Raw genomic sequence first — 21266 nt, forward strand, 5'->3', positions numbered from 1 at the left:
CGTGATCACCTCCATCCTGGTCGCCAACCGCGGCGAGATCGCCCGCCGCGTCTTCCGCACCGCCCGCACCCTGGGCCTGGCCACGGTCGCCGTCCACTCCGATGCCGACGCCGACCAGCCGCACGTCACCGAGGCCGACTCCGCCGTCCGCCTCCCCGGCGAGGCCCCGGCCGACACCTACCTCCGCGCGGACCTGCTCGTCGCCGCCGCCCGCGCCGCCAACGCCGACGCCGTCCACCCCGGCTACGGCTTCCTCTCCGAGAACGCCGACTTCGCCCGCGCCGTCCTCGCGGCAGGCCTGACCTGGATCGGCCCGGCCCCGGACGTCATCGAACGCATGGGCTCCAAGATCGAGTCCAAACGTCTCATGGCCGCCGCGGGCGTCCCCGTCCTGGCCCGGCTCGACAACGTCACCGCCGACGACCTCCCCGTCCTGATCAAGGCCTCCGCAGGCGGCGGCGGCCGCGGCATGCGCGTCGTCCGCACCCTCGACGACCTCGAGCCGGAACTGGCCGCTGCGCGAACCGAAGCCGCCTCAGCGTTCGGTGACCCCACCGTGTTCTGCGAGCCCTACCTGGAACACGGTAGGCACATCGAGGTCCAAATCATGGCCGACACCCAAGGCACGGTGTGGGCGGTAGGCGAACGAGAGTGCTCTATACAGCGACGGCACCAGAAGGTGGTGGAGGAGTCCCCGTCACCATTGGTGGACCGGATCGGCGGTATGCGTAAGAGGCTGTTCACCGCCGCACGCGCCGCAGCGACCACCATCGGCTACACCGGCGCAGGCACCGTCGAGTTCCTCGCCGACGACACCGGGCGCTTCTACTTCCTGGAGATGAACACCCGCCTCCAGGTCGAGCACCCCGTTACCGAGTGCGTCACCGGCCTCGACCTGGTCCAACTCCAAATCGCCATCGCCGACGGCGAACACCTACCCGCCGAACCACCCCCAAGTTCCGGCCACGCCATCGAGGCCCGCCTCTACGCCGAAGACCCCGCCCAAGACTGGCGCCCCCAAACCGGAACCCTCCACCACTTCCACGTCCCCGACGTCGATCACACCTTCGGGTGTAGCGGAAAATCGGGACTACGCCTCGACTCCGGCGTAGAATCGGGAAGTGGCGTCGGCACGCGCTACGACCCGATGTTGGCCAAAGTCATCGCCTGGGCCCCAACTCGGACAGCAGCCGCACGACACCTCGCCAGCACTCTCCTGCGAACAAAACTGCACGGAATCCGGACCAACCGCGATCTCCTGGTGCGGGTACTGAGGCACGCCACCTTCCTCGAAGGCGACGCCAACACAACCTTCCTCCGCCGCCCCGAACTAACCGAACCACTCCTCAACCAGGACGCCGAGGGCTTGTGCGCGCTAGCCGCAGCCCTCGCCGACGCCGCGACCAACCGCACCCAGTCCCGCGTACTCGGCCGCCTCCCCTCAGGCTGGCGCAACGTCCCCTCACAACCCCAAATGAAGACCATCGGCGACCACGAGGTCCACTACCGCCTGGACCGCGGCCGTCTCATCACCGACACCCACCCGCCCCTGACCCTCATCTCCGCAACCCCCGACCTCGTCCGCCTCGAGACCGGCGGAGTAACCCGCACCTACCAGATATCCCAAACCCCCGGCTGGTCCCACATCGACACCCCGGACGGCTCAACAGCGTTCCCCATACCCCCCAGACACCCAGACCCAACCACCCAAACCCCAGCCGGCTCCCTACTGGCCCCCATGCCAGGCACAGTAACCCGAGTCGCGGTCACCCCAGGCACCCACGTCACCGCGGGCCAACCCCTCCTGTGGCTGGAAGCAATGAAGATGCAACACCGCATCGACGCCCCAACCACCGGAGTCGTCACCGAACTGCCCGTAGCCGTAGGAAACCAAGTACACCCCGGCCAAGTCCTAGCCGTCGTAACCGACGAAACCCTATGACCCCAACAACCCACTCCACCCCCACCCAACCCCAGCGCCGCCCCCCAACACCAGCACCGCCTTCCCCACCCCGGCAACCACTCCCGCACGCGCTCAAGCCAACGTCGGCAACAATCGCTCACCCATCCTCGGCCCCGCCCTCCCAACCGCGGCGGCCACTCCCGTGCACCCCGAAGCCAGCTTCGGCGATCTCGCCTAGCCAGCCCCGGCGTTGCTGTCACCTCGTCTCCGCCCACCCGACTATGGCTGCCGCGCTGGCTGTCCTCAACCCAGCGTCGGCGCCCGCCCTCCGCTCAAGCCCGGCCGTCATTCCCCCACGCCCACCAACCAACACCAGCAACCCGTCCGCGCCCGCCGTTGTTCTCTCAACCTCGCCACTCCCATTCCGAGAGTGGCGATCGTTCCGCCTGCGCCCAGGCCAACGTCAGCAACAGCCATCAGCCGATCCTGGTGTTGCTCGGCAACCCCATCGCTGCCCTTCCAACTGCGGCAGGTCCCGCACCCTCCCAACCCAACATTCACAACCGCCGATTCCGACGCGGTTCCCCAAACTTGCCGCTACCCTGCCAACCGCAGCGGTCAGTCCCACACGCGCTCAAGCCACCACCAACAACCCCCGCCCACCCCGTTCGACGGACCGCCGCACACCCTCGCGCAACACACCAATCCCGCACGCCACCCCGACCTCGACACCGCATCACCCTTCGACGCACCCACTACTTCAGGCGCACCCGTCCCCTCAGACGCGCCCCGCCGACCCGTCACGTCTCGTCGGTCCGTGGCAGACCGGGATTGCCTGGCGCGATTCGCCGATCGTCTTTCACGCCGCGGATCTCCGCCTGCCTTGTTTTCACTGGCCCTGGGCGCACCGTGTCAACCTTCGGCGCACCCGCTACTTCGGGCGCGCCCTGTCCTCGTCGATGCACCCCCGCCGAGGGCTGCGCGTCTCGTCGGCTCATGGCAGACCGGGATTGCCTGGCGCGATTCGCCGATCGTCTTTCACGCCGCGGATCTCCGCCTGCCTTGTATTCATCGGCCCTGGGCGCACCGCGTCACACTTTGGCGCACCCGCCACTTCGGGCGCGCCCTGCCCTCGTCGATGCACCCGCGGAGGGCTGCGCGTCTCGTCGGCTCATGGCAGACCGGGAATGTCTGGCGCGATTCGCCGGTCGCTTTTCACGCCGCAGATCTCCGCCTGCCTTGCTTCCGCTGGCCCTGGGTGCACCGCGTCAACCTTCGGGCACACCTGCCACTTCGGGCGCACCCGTCCTCCTCGATACGCCCCGCCGACCCGTCACGCTCGTCGGTCCATGGCACAGCAGGAATGCCCAGCGCGATTCGCCGGTCGCCATTCCCCAACCGCCCCTCGCCTGCCTTGTCTCCATCAGCCTTCGATGCACCGCGCCGCCCCTCGACGCGCTCCGTCCATCCTCGGCCCGCCTCACCGATCCCCGCGCAACCCCGGTCGTCCTCGGCGCTCTCGTCAGCCCCGGGCGCGTTCCACCCCAGTGCGCCTCACACCCGCACCCTGTCCATCCCCATCGCCCCGCCGTCCCCATCCCCACCAAGGAGTAGCCGTGAGTTTCACCGAGTCTGACGAGCGGCAGGCGCTGCGGCGCGCAGTCGCGGAGCTGGGCCGCAAGTACGGCCCCCAATACACCCTCAACGCCGCCCGCACCGGCCGGCACACCACCGAGCTGTGGGCCGAAGCCGCCGCCCTCGGCTACCTCGGCGTCAACGTCCCCGAGGAGTACGGCGGCGGAGGCGGCGGCATCGGCGACCTGGCCGCCGTCTGCGAGGAACTGGGCGCCGCGGGCACCGGCCTCCTGCAAATGGTCCTCTCCCCGGCCATCTGCGCCACGATCATCGCCCGCTTCGGTACCGACCCGCAAAAACAACGGTGGCTCCCCGGTTTCGCCGACGGTTCCACACGCATGGCCTTCGCCATCACCGAATCCGAAGCCGGGTCCAACGCCCACCGACTCACCACCACCGCCCACCGCCGACCGGACGGCTGGACCCTCTCCGGTGACAAGGTCTTCATCTCCTGCGTCGACGAGTCCGGCGTCGTCCTCGTCGTCGCCCGCACCGAGGACGCCCGGACCGGCAAGCTCAAACCCGCCCTCTTCATCGTCCCCACCGACGCCCCCGGCTTCACCTACCGGCGCATCGACATGGACATCCTCCTCCCCGACCACCAGTTCACCCTCCACCTCGACCAGGTGCCCCTCCCGCCGGACGCCCTGGTCGGCGACGAGGACGCCGCCCTCACGCAACTCTTCGCCGGGCTCAACCCCGAACGGATCATGGCCGCCTCGTTCGCCGTCGGCATGGGCCGCCACGCCCTGGACAAGGCCGTCGACTACGCCAAGACCCGACAGGTCTGGAAGGACCCGATCGGCGCGCACCAGGCCATCGCCCACCCGCTCGCCCAAGTCAAGATCGAACTGGAGTTGGCCAAGCTCATGACGCAGAAGGCCGCCCACCTCTACGACGCGGGCGACGACCTGGCCGCCGGGGAGGCCGCGAACATGGCCAAGTACGCCGCCGGGGAGGCCGTCGTCAAGGCCGTCGACGCCGCCGTGCAGACGCACGGCGGGAACGGGCTGGCCACCGAGTACGGTCTCGGTGCCCTCCTCGCGGCGTCCCGGGTGTCCCGGATCGCCCCGGTGAGCCGCGAGATGATCCTGAACTTCGTGGCGCAGTTCAGCCTGGGACTGCCCAAGTCCTACTAGGGGGCCCAGTGACCGAACCGCGCCAGGACCGCAGCCGCCTGACCCGTCAACGCCTCCTGGAGTCCGCCGTCGACTGCCTCGCCGACCACGGGTGGACGGGCAGCACGGTCTCGGTGGTCGCCGAACGCGCGGGCGTGTCCCGGGGCGCGACCCAACACCACTTCCCCACGCGCGAGGCCCTGTTCATGGCCGCCATCGAGTACGTCACCGCCGAGCGCCTCACCTACCTGCGGTCCGGCCTACCCGACCTCCCGGCGGGCCGCGACCGCACGGAGTTCGTCGTCCTCACCATCGGCGAGATGTACTCGGGCAAGCTCTTCAAGGCCGCCCTGCAACTGTGGGTCGCCGCCGCCTCCGACGACCAGCTACGGGACCAGGTCGTCCCCCTGGAAGCGCACGTCGGCCGCGAAGCCCACCGCGTCGCCGTGGCAGCGCTCGGAGTGGACGAATCCCGCCCCGGCGTCCGCGAAGCCGTCCAAGCCACCCTCGACCTCGCCCGCGGCCTGGGCCTGGCCAACCTCCTGACCGACGACACCAACCGCCGCCACCGAATCCTCACCGAATGGGCCACCGTCCTCACCCGCGCGGTGACCACCCCCAACCCCGACAGCCCCGTGCCCACCCCTGTGGACAACTCCGAGCGCCCCGACGACCACGCCCCCTAAGCTCGAAAACACCAGGACCGTGGCATGGCTCAGGGCGTTCAGGCACCAGCCGGTGAACGCCGGCACAAGGCCGCCCTCGACACGGCCGACCCGCCGCCGGTGTCGCACGCGCTCAAGCCAACGTCGGCCACCGCCGTCCTCCCCATTCGACGGACCGCCGCACGTCCCCGTTCGCCCGAGCCCTCAGGTGGTGTCGCTCCGCGCCGCTCCAGCCCACCCCTGCCCAGGGGGTCGGGCCCGTTCGCGATGCCTCCGAGCCACCGCCGTCCTCCCGGTTCGACGGACCGCCGCATGCCCTCGTTCGCCCGAGCCGTCAGGTGGTGTCGCTCCGCGCCGCCCTGGCCCGCCCCTGCCCAGAGGGTCGGGCCGGTTCGCGATGCTCCACGCCAACCGCCGGCTTCCCCGACTCAGCCGCGCGGCAACTGCCCCGCGTCCTTGATCACGTGGTCCAGGAAGTCGAGCACGTCCCGCCGCCGTGCGCGACGAGCCCCGTACCGCGACGGCCCACCTTCCTGGCGATGGAGGCGCAGCGACTCATCGACGATTCGGTGCCACCGAGAGGAAAACACCTCCCGCGCGTACACCCCCGCCGCACCCTTGGAGGCTATCCGCTTCGTCGTCAGGGTGTAGTGCAGGCGACTGACTCCGAGGACACACCAGGCCGGACCCCCATCGGTCAACAACAGCAACCCGCGCCGGGAGAACGACCGCGAGCCCACTCGATGCCAGCCACGCCAATAGGTATCCACGTTCTCGCGAACGGAATCCGCCAACCCGGTCGGATCCGTCCACACCCCGATGTCGTCGATGACCGGCCCCCGCACCACGATCCCCGACTGCGCCAGCGAATGCCACGTAACCGGATGCCGCTCCCTCATCGTCGAACCCGTCACCCGCCCCCGCCCAAGCACATGCACCCCAGGCCCGGACTTCCGCGGATCACTCGCCAAATCCGCCCACGTGACATACGGCCCATCAAAGTCGACCCGATGACGCCTGGCCAGTTCCCGGTGAACCCGCCGAACGGCCACGATCGTGTCCCCAACCAGACGACCGGCCGTGACAGCGACAAAGTCGATATCGCTCTGACCGGGCCGATAGTCATCAAGAGCAAGAGAACCGACCAGGTACAGCCCCTCCACCAACCCCGGCGCCACCTCATCGATCGCGGCCAGGTAATCGGCCGTGATGGTCTGGACCTTCTCCGGTAACCCCATGCGGTCAGAATGGCACAGCCGGTGATCCAGATGGCGGATTTACCGATCGGCCAGGCCAACCCCCGCCTCGGGCGGCACCCGGCCGTAGACGTGAAGCGAGACGCCAACACGCGAAGTGACGAGCCCGTGCGCGGCCCCGGTGAGCAGCGTGAGCGCGAGGCCCGGGCGGAGCGGGTTGAGCGGAATCGTGCGGGCGCGCGCGGGGCGGCCTGGAAGGCGGTGGGCCAGCCTGCGGGCACGGGCGGCACCGGGTGGCCGGACTGCGGGCACGGGCGGCACCGGCGACCACTGCTCCCAGCCCGAACTCGACCCTGCCCCCATCGCCTACTTGGCGCTACCGCGTCTGATGGCGTCCCGCCCCCAATCGCCCACTTGGCGTTACCGCAGCCGATGGCGTCCTGCCCTAACCGCGCTCCCTTGGCACCACAGCGTCTGATGGCGTCGCGCCCCAACCAGCTCACTCGGCGCTGCCGCGTCTGATGGCGTCCCGCCCAATCGCTCACTTGGCACCACCGCGTCCGATGGCGCTGCGTCCCAGTCCTCCCGAGGTCGCCGCACCGGCCGCCCAGTCGGAGTGAGCGGGACGTCATCGGGCGAGACGCCAACGCGAGTGGCGAGTTCGGGTGCGGCGCCGGTGGGCAGTGTGGGCGTGAGGCGCGGCAGTGGCGGTCGTGTGGATCGCGTGCGCTCGGTCGGGGGCGGAGCGGAGGGGGGTGGGGGGTGGGTTAGGGAGTGTGGGACGGGCGAGGAGGCGGTGGGTCGGTGGGGCAGCGGGGTGGTTGGAGACGGGGTGGAGTGGTTGTGCTGCGGGGAGAGTGGGCTGGTGACAGGGCTGTGCGGTGCGGGTGGGTGGGGCTGGCTCGTGACGGTTTCCCGCTTGGTCGCACTGCATATTTCAAGCAACGAAATCGAACACCTGTTTGGTTCCCGATTTTGGTCGCTCGATTGGCTGATCACGGTCGAGGGGCGGTTGGTTCGTGTGCGTGCGGGGTGTGGAGTTTGGGGTGCCGGTGATCTCGTTGGGGTGCGCGGCCGGGCCCGAGGGAGTGGGTCCGGCCGCGCGTTGGTGTGGAACGGGCGTTAGATGGTTATTCGTACGTGAGGGGATACGGGGGTGGGTTACGCGTAGTGGGAACCGTTGGTGGCTTTGGTTTCCAGGGAGGTTGGGGGGCGGAAGCGGTCGCCGTAGCGGTCGGCCAGTTGGTGGGCTCGGGCCACGAAGCCGGGGAGGCCGCCCGGGTAGCCGTTGATGTACTGGAGGACGCCGCCGGTCCACGGGGGGAAGCCGATGCCGAAGATGGAGCCGATGTTGGCGTCGGGGACGGTGCGCAGGACTCCTTCGTCGACGCACTTGACGGTTTCCAGGGCTTCGGCGAAGAGCATGCGCTCCTGCATGTCCTCGAAGGGGATCTCGGTGCCGGTGTGGAAGTGTTCGCGCAGGCCGGGCCAGAGGACGGTGCGCTTGCCTTCCTCGTCGTAGGAGTAGAAGCCCGCGCCGGAGGAGCGGCCCTTGCGGTCGAACTCGTCAATCAGGCGGTCCAGGACGTGGTCGGCGGGGTGTTCGGGCCAGCTGCCGCCCGCGGCCTCGATGGCGGCGCGGCTCTCGTCGCGGATCTTGCGGGGGAGGGTGAAGGTCAGTTCGTCGAGGAGTTGCAGGGGCGGGGCGGGGTAGCCGGCTTGGGAGCCCGCCTGTTCGATGGACGGCGCGGCGATGCCCTCGCCGACCATCGCGACCGCCTCGTTGATGAAGGTGCCGATGACGCGGCTGGTGAAGAAACCGCGGCTGTCGTTGACGACGATCGGGGTCTTCTTGATCTGCAGCGCGTAGTCGAAAGCCTTGGCGAGGGCGACATCCGAGGTCGACTCGCCGACGACGATCTCCAGGAGCGGCATCTTGTCGACCGGCGAGAAGAAGTGCAGACCGATGAAGTCGGACGTGCGCTTGACCCCCTCGGCCAGGTCGGTGATGGGCAGCGTGGACGTGTTGGAACCCAGGAGCGCGTCCGGGGCGACCAAGTCCTCGATCTCGCCGAACACCTTCTTCTTGAGCTCGGGGCTCTCGAAGACGGCCTCGACGACCAGGTCCGCGCCCGCGACGTCGGCGGCGTCGGCCGTGGGCGTGATGCGGGCCAAGACCTCCGCCGCGGCCTCGGCCGTCATCTTGCCGCGCGCGACAGCCTTGTCGAGGATCTTCGCCGAGTATGCCTTGCCCTTCTCGGCCGCCTCCAACGTCACGTCCTTCAACACCACGGGAATCCCCGACCGCGCGGTCGAGTGCGCGATTCCCGCGCCCATCATCCCGGCGCCCAACACCGCCACCTTGCGCGCGGCGAAGGGCTCAACCCCCGACGGGCGGCTGTTCCCCTTGTTGATCGACTGCAGGTCGAAGAAGAACGCCTGGGTCATGTTCTTCGCCGTCTGCCCGACCGCCACGTTCACGAAGTACTGCGTCTCGATCCGCAGCGCCGTGTCGATGTCGACCTGCGCGCCCTCGACCGCCGCCGCCAGGATGTTGCGCGGCGCGGGCATGGGCGCGCCCTTGAGCTGCTTGCGCAGGTTGGCGGGGAACGCCGGGAGGTTGGCCGCGAACTTCGGGTTGGCCGGCGTCCCACCCGGAATCCGATACCCCTCGACATCCCACGGCTGCGCGGCCGACGGATTCGCCTTGATCCACGCCCGAGCACCCGACAGCATCTCGTCGGCCGTGGACGCCATCTCGTCCACCAACCCGAGTTCGAGTGCCTTCGCCACCTTGTGCCGCTGCCCCTGCAAGAGCACGTTCAGCAGCGCGCCCTGGATCCCCAACATCCGCACCGTGCGCACGATCCCGCCGCCACCCGGCAGCAGCCCGAGCGTCACCTCGGGCAGGCCGATCTGGCTGCCACGCACGTCCAGCGCGATCCGATGATGAGTCGCCAGCGCGATCTCGTACCCGCCACCCAGCGCAGCCCCGTTGATGGCCGCCACCACCGGCCTTCCGAGCTGTTCCAGTCGCCTCAGGTCCCGCTTCATCGAATTTACGCGGGTGGTCATCTGGGGCGCATCACTCGATCGGGCGGTGATGAGCTGGTTGAGGTCGCCGCCCGCGAAGAAGGTCTTCTTGCCGGAGGTGATGATCACCCCGGTGATCCCGTCGCGCTCGGCCTCGAGCCGGGACACCGTGGCCGCCAACGAAGTCCGGAACAGGTCGTTCATCGTGTTGGCGCCCTGCGAGGGGTCGTCCAGCGTCAGCGTCACGATGCCGTCGGCGTCGGATTCCCAGCCGATCATGTTGTCGCTCATGCCGTCCTCAGACTCGCTCGATGATGGTCGCGACGCCCATGCCGCCGCCGATGCAGAGGGTGACCAGGCCGCGCCGCGCGCCGCGCCGCTCCAGCTCGTCGAGCAGCGTCCCGGTGATCATCGCCCCGGTCGCGCCGAGCGGGTGCCCCATCGCGATCGCCCCGCCGTTGACGTTGATCTTGGAGTGCGGGATGTCGAGGTCCCTCATGAACTTCAGCACCACCGCCGCGAACGCCTCGTTCAGCTCCCAGACGTCGATGTCCTCCGGCGTCAGACCCGCCAGCGCCAGCGCCTTCTTCGCGGCGGGCGTCGGCCCGGTCAGCATGATCGTCGGTTCGGCACCGGTCACCGCCGCCGACACGATCCGCGCCCGCGGTGTCAACCCCGCGGCGGCCCCGACGGCCTCGTTGCCCACCAGCACCACCGCGGCCCCATCGACGATCCCCGACGAGTTGGCCGCCGTGTGCACGTGGTCGATCCGCTCCACCGCGTGGTACTTCTGCAACGCCACCGCGTCGAAACCACCGAAATCGCCTATCCCGGCGAAAGACGGCTTCAACTTGCCCAAGCTCTCCACGGTCGATTCGGGACGCATGTGCTCGTCGTGGTCGAGCAGCACCACCCCGTTGCGGTCCCTAACCGGCACCACGGACTTCGCGAAGTACCCGGCGGACCACGCAGCAGCAGCACGCCGCTGCGATTCAGCCGCGTAAGAGTCGACGTCTTCGCGCGTGAACCCCTCCAGCGTCGCGATGAGGTCCGCGCTGATGCCCTGCGGAACGAAGTACGAGTCGTAGTTGGTCTCCGGGTCGTTGAACCACGCACCGCCGTCCGACCCCATCGGCACCCGGGACATGGATTCGACGCCCCCGGCCACGATCAGCTGGTTCCACCCCGACCGCACCTTCTCCGCGGCCGTGTTCACCGCCTCCAGCCCGGACGCGCAGAACCGGTCGATCTGGAGCCCGGCGACCGAGTCCGGCAGTCCCGCCGCGATCGCCGCGCTGCGCGAGATGACCGAGCCCTGGTCGCCGACCGGCGAGACCACCCCCAGGACGATGTCGTCGATGGTGGCCGGGTCGAGGTCGGGGAAGCGGGTGCGCAGCTCCCCGAGGAGGCCCACGACCAGCGAGATGGGCTTGACGCCGTGCAGCGATCCGTTCTGCTTGCCGCGCCCGCGCGGCGTGCGGATCGCCTCGTAGATGAAGGCTTCGGTACTCACGCTAGTCCGATCCTCTCCGGGGCTGGACACCAGCTAATGCCCATTAACATACTCGCGAGTATCCGCTGGTTGTCAACGTAGGGTGTGTGCCTTAGCGTGGTAATCCGCATCTCACGAGACATGTCACGGCAGGAGGCCCGGTTGACCAGCGGTGCACCTGTCCGCCGACCCCGCGACCGCAAGGCCCAGCTGGCCAGGGCCGCCGCCGAGCTGTTCGGCAGGCGCGGTTACCACGCGGTCGGCGTCAATGACATCGCCGCTGCGGCGGGCGTCACCGGGCCTGCCCTCTACAGGCATTTCCAGAACAAGCAGGACGTGCTGGGGTACGTGCTGCTCACCGGCGTCGACAAGCTCACCGTGCGCGTCTGCACGGCGGTGGAGGGCGTGGAGAACGACCCGGAACGCGGTTTGCGTCCTCTGCTGGAGGCAGCCGCCGAGGTGTCGATCGAAGAGCGGGCCCTGACCGCGTTGTGGCGGTGGCAGGGGCGTCACCTGCACGCGGGTGACCAGAAGGAGATCCGGCGGCGCGTGGGCGCCCTCTTGGCGCAGTGGCTCAAGGGGCTAAGAGCCCTCCGACCGGAGTTGGACGACGGTGCGGCCGATGTGATCTGTTTTGCCGCGTTGAGTGTCTTCGGCAGCGTTGGTGACCATCACGCCACGCTGCCGACCCCGGAGTTCACGCGTCTCTTGGCGCGGTTGGGGGAGACCGTGGTTCGGACCCCCCTACCGACCGAGCAGGCCCCCACTGTGTGGCGAACTCGTGCCCCCGCGCCCACGCGTCGTGAAGAGCTTCTTACGGCCGCGACCCGCCTCTTCCGCGACCGCGGCTTTCACGCGGTGAGCATGGAGGACATCGGTGCGGCCGCCGGTATAGCGGGACCGAGCATCTATAGGCACTTCACAAGTAAGTCGGACATCCTCTTGGCCGCGAGCCGTCGTATGGCGGACAGGCTAAGACTCGGTTTGGACAATTCCCTTGCTACGGCGACAAATGCTGAAGATGCCCTGCGCAGGCTCGTACGGTCGTATGTGGACACGGTGCTGCGGTCCGACGACCTGATCGCCGTCTACACGGCCGAACTCGTCAACCTCCCCGAAAGAGATGGCAAAGAACTCCGTGTCCTGCAACGGGAGTACGTGACGGAGTGGGTACGATTGCTGCGTGAGGTCCGACCGGGTATGTCGGACCCGGCGGCCAGAGTGGTGGTCCACGCGGCCCTGACGATCGTCAACGACCTGCCAAGAACCGGACGTGTGAACGGCCGCGCCACCCTGGCCGCCGAACTCGCCGCGCTCGCCGCGGCGGTGTTGGTCGCCGACTAGGCGCGGGCGGCCTCGGCGTACTCGGCCTGGGCCTGGGCGAGCTCGGTGAGCGCGCCTTCGGACATGGTGACAAAGCGCCGCAGGCTGGCGCCCTCGACGACCAGGCTGAAGCCGTCGAGGGTGAACTCGATGTCGTCCGCATTGGTTACCTGGTAGGACATGTCGCAGTCGGCGGGGACCTGGAGCCAGACCTCGACGTTGGGGTTGCTCGGCATTGGCGGAACCTCCACTATTTGCCACACTGCACGGGGTTGTCCGCGTGCGGTGACCGAAGGTAGGGCGTTGCCCGCAGAGCTAGAAAGCCGTGGGGAGGAGCAGGGGATGGGTGGGAATCACCGACCGGCCACGCCGAAGGACCGGGCCTTGGGTGCCGAATTGCGAGCGATCCGTCAAGAAGCGGGCCTGAGCTTGGCTGATGTGTGCAGGGTGATCGACTGGCAGGAGTCCACGCTGAGCAGACTAGAGCGCGGGCACCGCAAGATTTCACCCGAAGCGGTGATGGGGCTGGCGGTCGTCTACCGGCTTCCGTCGGGCCGTCGGGACGAATTGGTGGCAAGGGCTAAGGAGTTGCCTGCTGTCGGTTGGTGGGATCGACAGGTGCCGGGCGTCCCGGCGGACACGGGTGCGCTGGCGAGCTTCGAGCACGAGGCGATACGCATCACGAACTGGAGTCCGGGGCTCATTCCGGGACTGCTCCAGACCCAGGAATACACGATGGCGCTCATGCTCGACCGGGAGGTCTCGGAGAAGGAGGTGCACGCGAGGTTGCGGGCGCGGCGACAACGCCAGGAGGTGCTTCAGCGACGAAACGTCGACTACACGGCGTTGATCGGGGCGGCCGCGCTGCGGAACCAGCTGGGTGACACGCAGGTGTTCGCCGCCCAGCTTCGCCACCTAGTGCGCATGGGCGACAGGAGGGTGTCGTTGTGCGCATCGTTGATCAACCGACTGCCTTGGTGGTCTGCGACTGGCATTTGATGGAGTTTGCGCAGACCGGTGGCATGGTGCACATCGAGCACTACGACTCGGCGACCTTCCTGTCCGATGACGAGTGCAAGCCATATGTGCACGCCCGGCAAGTGCTCAAAGAACGCGCTCTGAGCGAGCAGGGGACACGGGATAGGCTTGAGGCTGAAATTGAGCGTGTAATTCTTGGAGGTTGAGTTGCGACCAGAGTCGTTGCGTTACAAGAAGTCCAGTCGGTCTGGCAGTCACTCCAACTGCGTCGAGGTTGCCCACACCCTCACCCACCTGCGCGACAGCAAGAACCCGGCCGGCCCTACCCTCGCCGCCAACGCCCATGCTCTGATCATCTACGTCCGTTCCGCCCAGCGCTAAGGACAGGTGACCCATGCCGACCTCGACGCGGTTCAAGAAGTCCAGCTTCTCGGCTGCCAACTCCGACTGCGTCGAGGTCGACATCACCCGGCATACCCTGCGGGACAGCAAGAATCCGGGACAGACGTTGACCGGGGATGTCCGGGGGCTCATCGCGCATGTTCGCTACCGCAAATCCAGCTTCTCCGGGGGCAACTCGAACTGCGTCGAGATCGCGCCTGGCCTGCGTGCGGTGCGGGACAGTAAACACCACAGGGCGCTCGCGTGTGACGTGCGCGCGCTCGTGCGGTTCGTCCGATCCGGGCAAGTTCTGTGAACGCCTGCCTCTTACTTTCGCGCGTGCATCCGTGCTCTCATCGATCTACTTCCGAGTACGTTTGACCTGAGGGGCGGGTGCCATGCAGACCACGACACGCTTCCGTAAGTCCAGTCGATCGGGCGCCACTTCCGACTGCGTCGAGATCGGCCACACCCTGCGGACGGTGCGCGACAGCAAGCGCCCGGACGTCGAACTGCACGCGGACATCCGGGCGCTGCTGGACTACCTCCGCTCAGCCTGAGGGCAGGTCACCACGCGGGTTGAGCCCGCCGACCTCGGCCCGCCCGCACCCGGGTGAGTCGATGAAGCCCTGCGCCCTGATCAACGCCACGTTGCGGCATGCCGCCGACTGCGGGCCGATGAACGTGCTCACCACCGTCGAGTTCCGCTCCAACGCGCGCGGGACCACGACGAACACCAGGTGTTGCCCCGGCCCCAGTTTGCCCGTGATCGGCGGTATGCCGTTGACGCGACTGATCCGCGTACCCGCGCGGGTGTCGTCGTAGATGGTGTTGAGCTGGTCGGAGTAGGTCTGCACGTCGAAGGGCAGGATGTCCGTGTCCCTCGTGACCGGTGCGGCGTCGTAGGCCTCGATGTCGTCGCGCAGGCAGGGGTAGCGGGTGGTCAGGTCCGCGTTGTCCTGGATGCCGATACGCCTCAGGAACGCGCTGCGCACCAAGGCGCCGTAGTGGGGCAGGAGCGGCGTATAGGTGTTCCGTTCACATGTGTAGACACTCCGGAGGGTGACGTCGTCGAGGTCCTGGCTGATCGGTGAGGACTGTTTGGTGACGTAGCCGATCGTGTCCGTGGGAACCGAAGGGTCCACGCGGACGATGGGGACCTCGTCTATCCGGCCTAGGTCTACGCCCGTAGGCGTCCGGGTGAGGTAGACCGGGACGCTGAACGGTATGAGCTTGTCCGGGTCGTTGAGGGCACTGGGGTCGTTTTCCTCCAGCGGGCGTCCGTCGTCGTCGGTGTCTTTGATGCACGGGTAGCGGGTGGTGAGGGTTGGGGAGTCCTCTATCCAGAGGGTGTGCAGGAAGTTGGTGCGCACCGAGGAGCCGTAGCGGGGTAAGAGGGGCTTGATGGGGGATGTGATCTCGCAGCGGTAGCGGGGTGCGAGGTATTGGCTGTGGAGGATGCGGGAGGTTGGGGAGTCGTGGCTTACCGCGTAGGTGACTACGCCGTAGCCGATGAAGATGTTGAGACCGTCCGTGCCGTGGCTGTCGAATTCGCTGGTTCTTGCGAACTGGAGACATCCGTCTTTCGCGGCTACCGACTCGTGGACGGTGTAAGAGCGTGGAACAGTGCAGTTCGGCTTCGTAGTGATGGTGGGGGATCCGGTGGTGTCGTAGGAGCCAATGAGCTTGACCCCGCGTCGAGTTGTTGTCTCGGCTATCGCGTTGAAGAGGCCCGCGGTACTGCCGTCTCCGGTGCCCGCGAGTTCTCGGTAGACCGGCGGCCCGGTCGGGTCCGCGGCGGCGGGGAGCGGGATGAGCAGTAGCAGGGCGGCCAGCAAGACTCTGCGCATGGCGTTCTCCCTTGTCGCGTAAGGGAAAACCACGGTAGCGGCGTTGCCGGCGTTCGTGTGCTTGTGGGAACGGACTGGTCCGTTCACCGCATCGACCACTGCACACCGCAGCCGCCCACCCACGGCACCCGTCGGTCGAGAGCGCTGGCCGGGAGCGGTTTCACCGGCTGGCACACCTAGTCGAGCTGCAGCCACAACGCCAGGTCACGGACCACCGTCCGGGTGCTGGGGTGGTCGCGGCCCAGGACTCGAGTCAATTCCACGACCAGATCCGCCAACTCCTCCCGAGCCGCGCGGACATCCCCGGCCGCGTCCTTCCGCCTGGCGATGTTCGCGCGCAACGCCAGGGGGTGCTGGTGGCCGAGAACACGGTGGAAGTCCGGCAGCGCGGTGGTGAACAGCCGCAACGCCTCGTCGCCCGCCCCCGCCTCACCGGTCCAGAAGGCGAGGCCGGCACGAGCCAACAGGGTTTCCTGGTGCTCGGGGCCGAGGAATCGCCCGACGTCGAGGAATCGCCCGAGGTCGATCGTGAGGTCCCGGAACTGGTCCCGGGCCGTTTCCGCCGCTCCCGCCCAGCCGCTCCACATCGCCAACTGGTGCCGGGCGCGCAGCGTCGTCGGGTGCTCCGCGCCGAGTTCGACGTCGGCCCGTGTGACGAGCCTCAGCAGCATGTCCCTGGCTTGCCACGGGTAGCCGGACTCGCCGGTCCACCTGGCCAGGTTTCCCCGTGCCGCCAGCGTGTCCGCATGGGGCGCGCCGAGTACCTCGTTCAACTGCTCGACCAAGCGGGCGAACATCACGCGGGCCCGGCCGACGTTGCCGAGACGACCCGCCAGGTGCGCGATGTTGCTCAGGGTCCGGAGTGTGCCCGCGTGGTTCGCCCCGCGCACCCGCTCCAGGGCGCGCAGCAGGACGATGAACTCGTTGAGCGCGGTGCGGTGCTTGCCCGTCTCACCGGTCCAGTTGGCGATCTCGTGTCGCAGCCCATCGGGACCGAACGTGTGGTGTACCGCTCGGTGCAGTTCCTTCAGCATGGCAAGCGCGCCGACCGGGTCCCCCGCGGTGCCGATCCACTGTGCCAGCGCTTGGCGCGTCGGGAAGGTCGGGGGTCGCTGGGCGGTAGGTGGCCCAGTACAGCGCGAACATGGGTGTGCAGCGTTCACCGGTGAGCGCGGTGGCGGCGATCAGGTCGTGCCCCGCGCGTGCCCACCGCGCCCGTTCGGTGCCCAGGTCCTCGCGGGTGACGGCTTGGACCAGGGGGTGGATCGAGACCACCGCGTCCCGTCCCTCTTTCGTCCGCATGATCAGGTGGACCGCGCGCAGCGCGTTAATGGCGCGCTGGCGCTCCAGGGGATCGGTCAGCGGTCCCTCGAGTCGGAACACGCGGCCCACCGGGATGTCCTCGGCGGCGAAGAAGGCGAGGAGCTTGCGCAGCTTCCGGGCGGACGGGGGCAGCCCGTCGATCGCGACCTTCCAGGTGGTCGCCACGTCTCGGGGTAGTCAGGGGGTTGGCCGTCCTGGTGCATCTCGGCGGCGCGCACGAGGTAGAGGCCGAAGTAGTCGGCGAGGGTCATGCTTTTGGCCTGGGCGAACCCGGCGGCTTGGGCGAGCGCCAAGGGGAGGCAGCCCAGTTCCTCCGCGAGCTTGGCCGCGGTGTCGGCGTCCGGGTCACGGGAAACCCGGGTCAGCAGTTAGGTGGCCGCGCTCAGGGGGCGACGTGGTGGACGAATCCCGGCTGCGGCCAGTTCGCGGCGCGGCTGGTGATCAGCATGTGGGCGTTGCCCACGGCGCGGAGCAGCGTGTGCGCGGCGTTCAGGAACGAAGAGCCACCGGTCTGGTTGTTTGGCCAGCAGCGTGTACACGGAGGGTTGGGCGTTGCCGGTCCTGGACAGGTCGGGTTGGAGGATCCCCAGCAGCGAGCGGAACTCGGGTGAGCCGCGCGGCACTCGCCAGTTGCCCGTTGTGCCACCACACCTGCGGCCGAAGATCAGCTCAACCCTCAGACCTCTCGCGCACAGCCCCCACCACACCTCTGGGGGGACGGCCCCGCTCCAGTCTATCGGGGGTGGGGTGGCTGGGCGGGGGTGGCGGATTTCTGTGGATGGATGTGGGGGATGTGGATAACTGGCTGCGGAAGAAAGTGCTGGTCAGGAAGGGGGCGAGGGGAAGCGGAGTGGGGGTGTGGATGAAAATGACCCGATCGGGGGACGGTGGGAGTGCGTCCGTTCTTCCGGTGGCGGTTCGTTCGTTTGCCGGTGGTCGGGGGCTCCGGCGGCGTGTGTACTGGGGTGGTGCCCTCGCTCCTCACCTTGCTGAACGGGGCCGCCCGCCAGGACGCGGTGGCGGACCTGCTGTCGTGCTGCGCCTCCCTCCGCTGGGCGGACGAGGTGGCGGCGCAGCGGCCGTTCACCAGCCTCGGCGAGGTCGAGGAGGTGTCGACGGCCGTCCTCGCGACGCTGGAGTGGGCGGAGGTCCTGCTGGCGGTCGCGTCGCACCCGCGCTTGGGGGACGGGGTGCGCGGGCACTCGCGGGAGGCGGGGTGGTCGCGGGAGGAGCAGCGGTCCGCGGTTGCGGCTGGTGCGCGGGTGCGGGCGGACCTGGCGCGTGGCAACGCGATCTACGAGCAGAGGTTCGGGCACCTGTTCCTGATCTGCGCGTCCGGGCTCAGCGGTGAGGCCGTGCTGTCCGCGTTGCGCCGGAGGCTGGGGAATGACCGGACGACCGAGCGGGCCACCGTGCGCGCCGAGTTGGCGCGCATCGTCGCGCTGCGACTGCGGCGGCTGGCGGTGCGCTGAGTTCATTGCGGACTCCGTACACCTTACGTTTTTGTGTTGGTAACCGAGCGTAGATGACTTTGGGGTGCAGAATGACCCGAATGGACTACGGGGGTTGTCAGTAATCTGGGCGGTAAGAACGCCGATCATGAGGTGCAGTCCGTGACCGTGTCCCCCGAGTGGGTCGCAGGTGGTGCAAACCATCGAGTGATGACCGAATATCCGTGCGGTGTACGCCCGAGTTCCGCTGTCGGGCACAGCGAGCTGCGGGGTTTCCGCGCGCGGTATGGCATCCCGCCCGGTTGGGGCGGCAACGGGCGGATTGATGACCGCGCGTGTCGGCGGTAAATGCACATAGGCGTGATATGTCACTCGGACGGGCTAAGCATTGGTCCAGAAAATTAGCCCGATGGGGTGGCGCTTGGTACTCGATCGGGTGCAAAGTGGTACCTCCTCGGTAGTACTCACCGGTACCCGGATTCAGGGGACTCACGAGGTCTCCGACCTGTCAGCGAACCGACGAAGGACGGTCTGGCGTGGACCGCGCTGAGCTGGCCGACCAGTGGGCCACCGCGTTGACTCGCGTGGCCGCGCAGGCGCCTGCCCGCGAACCGGTCGAGTTCGACAAGCTGCTCGACCTGCTGCTGGGCTGCCTGGTCGCGGAGGCCAACCTGGCCACCGCCTCCGCCGTCGGCGCCCGGCTGGTGGAGACCGGGTACCACCGGCCGGAGAGCGTGCAGGCCTGCGTCGACGTGCTCGCCTCCGGGCTGCCGCGACTGGCCGATGTGGACGATCGGGAGCGGGTGCCCGCCGTGCTAGCCGCGCTCGTCGCCGGGTTCACCGAAGCGGCCCGCGGTCGCCAGGAGGATCTGCGCGGGGCGCTCGTGGCGGCGCGGGAGAACATCGAGCGCGACCTGCGCGCCAGCGAGGCCCGTTTCCAGGAATTGTTCGCCAACTCCGCGTGGGGCATGGTGATCTCCGACCTGGACGGCGTGGTGATCCGTGACAACGAGGCGCTGGCACTGATGCTCGGGCGCCGTCGTGGGACGCCGCCGCCGCGCAGGCTGGCCGACCTGTTCCACTCTGACGAGTGCGACTACCTCGTGTCCCGCTACGCCGAGCTGGCGGCGGGCGACGGCGACCAGATGCACGAGGAGACGGTCTTCCGCAACGCGGACGGTGAGGCCGCATGGGTGCGAATCGCGGTATCGGTGTTGCGCGACGGGGAAGGTCAGCGGACACAGTTGCTGACGATGGTCGAGGACATCTCCGACCTGCGGCTGCTGGAAGACAAGTTGCACCGGCAGGGCACCCAGGACCGGCTGACCGGTCTGCCGAACCGCCAGGCGTTCGTCGGCGGGCTGGAGGCGGCGCTGGGGGTCGGCGCCGACCTGTCGGTCTTCCACCTGGGGCTGGACGACTTCGCCGTGGTCAACGACGGGGTGGGCCGCTCGGCGGGCGACCACCTGCTGCGCGAGGTCGCGTCGCGGCTGCTGCGGGCGACGGAGCACCTCAACGCGGTCGTGGCCAGGCTCTCGGGTGACGAGTTCGGCGTGATGGTCACGCACGGTCCGCGCGAGCTGGACGTGGGCGCGGTGGCGGGGTCGTTCAACGACGCGTTGGCCGAACCGACCTATGTGGACGGTGAGGGGATCGCGGCGTCGGCGACGATCGCGGTGGTCTCGCTGCCGTCGGCGGACAACGATGCGAACGAACTGCTGCGCGCGACCGACATTGCGCTGCGGCGGCGCAAGCGGCAGGGGCGGCGGCAGTGGTGCATGGTCGACCCGGAGCAGAACGCGCGCTACCGCGAGCACTACCGGCTGGCCGCGAGCGTGCCGGGGGCCTGGGAGAACGGGCAGCTCGACGTCGACCTGTGGCCGGTGGTGACGCTGCCGGACCGCGGCCCGGTCGCGACCCAGGCGCTGCTGCGCTGGGAGCACCCCGAACTGGGGACCCTCGACCGTGAGCGCTGTGAGGAGATCCTGCGCGACACCGGGCTCGGCGTGCCGCTGGGCCACTGGGTCCTGCACCACGCGGCCGAACTGGCGGCGAAGGCCCGGTCGGCGCTGTACCTGGAGCTGACCCCGGAACAGGCGGCCGATCCGGACCTGGTCGCGGTCGTCCGGCGGGTGCTGGCGGACACCGGGCTGGAGGCGGACCAGTTGGAACTGGGGATGCCCGCCCACGCGCTGGGATCCACGGACGGGTTAGCCGACGAGAACCTGATGGTGTTGGTCGACAACGGTGTGCGATCGGTGCTGACCGGGTTCGGGAAGAGCCGGGGCGACCTGGCGTGCCTGGAGGACCTGCCGATCCACACGGTGCGGATGTCGGAGTCGGTGGTGGCGCGGCTGGCGCGGCCGGACCCGACGGCGTTGTTCACGCGGGCGACGATGGACCTGATCCCTATGGTGCGGGAGGTCGGGATCTCGGTGCTGGTGACCGGTTTGACCGAGGCGGCGCAGGCCGACTGGTGGGCGGCGGCGGGTGCGGACCTGGCGTCCGGGCCGGTGTTCGGCTAGTTGTTGCGGGTCATGACGTTGGTGACGGCTGGTAGGGGCTGAGACGAGGGGACGGGTCTTTCGGCGGCAGGATGGAAGTGCGACCAACACATCCGCCGAGTAGAAAGACCCGTCCGTGCTCCACCGTAACGCCCCGCTGTCGGTCGAAGGCCGCCACCGTCTGGTCCAACGCTGCAGGACGCGCCCGATCGCCCATGTCGCGGCCGAGATGGGCATCTCGCGGCAGTGCGCCTCGAAGTGGGTCAACCGGTATCGCCGCTTCGGCGAGGCCGGCCTGTCCGACCGCCCCAGCGCTCCGCGTCGGCAGCCCACCGCCGCCCCGGCCGAGGTGGTGGTCCGGATCGAGTGGTTGCGTCGGGACCGCAAGTGGTCGGCCCGCCGCATCGCCCTGGA

Annotated in this window: 17 protein-coding genes and 1 pseudogene; 11 read left to right on the plus strand and 7 right to left on the minus strand. The window is 68.7% G+C overall.

Translation table 11 applies throughout. The features are described from left to right. Position 1 precedes the first annotated feature (1 nt). The 3 genes from CLV40_RS26970 to CLV40_RS26980 all read left to right on the plus strand — a co-directional run bounded on the left by CLV40_RS26970 (position 2) and on the right by CLV40_RS26980 (position 5342). Positions 2-1942, plus strand: coding sequence for an acetyl/propionyl/methylcrotonyl-CoA carboxylase subunit alpha (locus tag CLV40_RS26970; RefSeq protein ID WP_104481822.1), 1941 nt, complete (start codon positions 2-4; stop codon positions 1940-1942). Between the two features lie 1577 nt (positions 1943-3519). Then, positions 3520-4677, plus strand: coding sequence for an acyl-CoA dehydrogenase family protein (locus tag CLV40_RS26975; protein WP_104481795.1), 1158 nt, complete (start codon positions 3520-3522; stop codon positions 4675-4677). 8 nt (positions 4678-4685) lie between these two features. Beyond that, on the plus strand, positions 4686-5342 hold the full coding sequence (locus CLV40_RS26980; protein ID WP_104481796.1) for a TetR/AcrR family transcriptional regulator: 657 nt from the start codon (positions 4686-4688) through the stop codon (positions 5340-5342). A 407-nt stretch (positions 5343-5749) separates the two neighbouring features. Here CLV40_RS26980 and CLV40_RS26985 read toward each other — a convergent pair whose 3' ends face one another. The 3 genes from CLV40_RS26985 to CLV40_RS26995 all read right to left on the minus strand — a co-directional run bounded on the left by CLV40_RS26985 (position 5750) and on the right by CLV40_RS26995 (position 11063). Then, positions 5750-6559 carry an aminoglycoside adenylyltransferase domain-containing protein gene (locus tag CLV40_RS26985; protein WP_104481797.1) on the minus strand — a complete coding sequence of 270 codons (810 nt, stop codon included), beginning with the start codon at positions 6557-6559 and terminating at the stop codon, positions 5750-5752. Between the two features lie 1119 nt (positions 6560-7678). Next, positions 7679-9841 (minus strand): 3-hydroxyacyl-CoA dehydrogenase NAD-binding domain-containing protein, encoded by a 2163-nt coding sequence (locus CLV40_RS26990; protein ID WP_104481798.1) that lies wholly within the window; start codon positions 9839-9841, stop codon positions 7679-7681. Positions 9842-9848: 7 nt separating this feature from the next. Next, positions 9849-11063, minus strand: coding sequence for an acetyl-CoA C-acetyltransferase (locus CLV40_RS26995; RefSeq protein ID WP_104481799.1), 1215 nt, complete (start codon positions 11061-11063; stop codon positions 9849-9851). A gap of 120 nt (positions 11064-11183) precedes the next feature. Between CLV40_RS26995 and CLV40_RS27000 the strand changes: the two genes are divergently transcribed. Beyond that, entirely contained in the window at positions 11184-12386 is a 1203-nt protein-coding gene (locus CLV40_RS27000) for a TetR/AcrR family transcriptional regulator (RefSeq protein ID WP_104481800.1), read from the plus strand. On the opposite strand, the gene CLV40_RS38360 is transcribed toward CLV40_RS27000, so the two are convergent. Then, positions 12383-12601 carry a hypothetical protein gene (locus CLV40_RS38360; protein ID WP_104481801.1) on the minus strand — a complete coding sequence of 73 codons (219 nt, stop codon included), beginning with the start codon at positions 12599-12601 and terminating at the stop codon, positions 12383-12385. The two genes, CLV40_RS27000 and CLV40_RS38360, sit on opposite strands and share 4 nt — an antisense overlap. A gap of 106 nt (positions 12602-12707) precedes the next feature. Between CLV40_RS38360 and CLV40_RS27010 the strand changes: the two are divergent. From CLV40_RS27010 to CLV40_RS27030, 4 genes and pseudogenes are all read left to right on the plus strand, one after another. Next, positions 12708-13549: pseudogene (locus tag CLV40_RS27010) on the plus strand (helix-turn-helix domain-containing protein). Positions 13550-13565: 16 nt separating this feature from the next. Beyond that, positions 13566-13724: a DUF397 domain-containing protein gene (locus CLV40_RS27020; RefSeq protein WP_342752310.1), complete on the plus strand. Its 159-nt coding sequence runs from the start codon at positions 13566-13568 to the stop codon at positions 13722-13724. Between the two features lie 13 nt (positions 13725-13737). Beyond that, positions 13738-14040: a DUF397 domain-containing protein gene (locus tag CLV40_RS39885; RefSeq protein WP_104481805.1), complete on the plus strand. Its 303-nt coding sequence runs from the start codon at positions 13738-13740 to the stop codon at positions 14038-14040. A gap of 82 nt (positions 14041-14122) precedes the next feature. Continuing rightward, complete coding sequence (locus CLV40_RS27030; protein ID WP_104481806.1) at positions 14123-14284, plus strand: DUF397 domain-containing protein; 162 nt, start codon at positions 14123-14125, stop codon at positions 14282-14284. Here the strand turns inward: CLV40_RS27030 and CLV40_RS27035 are convergent. The 3 genes from CLV40_RS27035 to CLV40_RS38365 form a co-directional block, all read right to left on the minus strand. Then, positions 14276-15574, minus strand: a complete 1299-nt coding sequence (locus CLV40_RS27035) for a hypothetical protein (RefSeq protein WP_104481807.1) — start codon at positions 15572-15574, stop codon at positions 14276-14278. The genes CLV40_RS27030 and CLV40_RS27035 overlap by 9 nt on opposite strands. Positions 15575-15750: 176 nt before the next feature. Beyond that, the gene (locus tag CLV40_RS27040; protein WP_104481808.1) at positions 15751-16608 is read right to left on the minus strand and encodes a tetratricopeptide repeat protein; all 858 of its coding nucleotides are present in this window, start codon (positions 16606-16608) and stop codon (positions 15751-15753) included. Beyond that, positions 16526-17062 carry a hypothetical protein gene (locus tag CLV40_RS38365; protein WP_181043759.1) on the minus strand — a complete coding sequence of 179 codons (537 nt, stop codon included), beginning with the start codon at positions 17060-17062 and terminating at the stop codon, positions 16526-16528. Before CLV40_RS38365 ends, CLV40_RS27040 begins: the two co-directional genes overlap by 83 nt. Before the next feature lie 803 nt (positions 17063-17865). Here CLV40_RS38365 and uraD point away from each other — a divergent pair. From uraD to CLV40_RS27065, 3 genes are all read left to right on the plus strand, one after another. After that, a complete protein-coding gene (gene uraD / locus CLV40_RS27055) occupies positions 17866-18369 on the plus strand; it encodes a 2-oxo-4-hydroxy-4-carboxy-5-ureidoimidazoline decarboxylase (protein ID WP_219824124.1) in 504 nt (167 codons plus the stop codon). Between the two features lie 515 nt (positions 18370-18884). Further along, entirely contained in the window at positions 18885-20873 is a 1989-nt protein-coding gene (locus CLV40_RS27060; RefSeq protein WP_104481811.1) for an EAL domain-containing protein, read from the plus strand. Between the two features lie 115 nt (positions 20874-20988). After that, positions 20989-21266: helix-turn-helix domain-containing protein (locus tag CLV40_RS27065; protein ID WP_146108260.1), on the plus strand; the 278-nt coding region annotated here is incomplete at its 3' end.

The sequence above is a fragment of the Actinokineospora auranticolor genome, from assembly GCF_002934265.1.
In the GTDB taxonomy this organism is placed as follows: Bacteria; Actinomycetota; Actinomycetes; order Mycobacteriales; family Pseudonocardiaceae; genus Actinokineospora; species Actinokineospora auranticolor.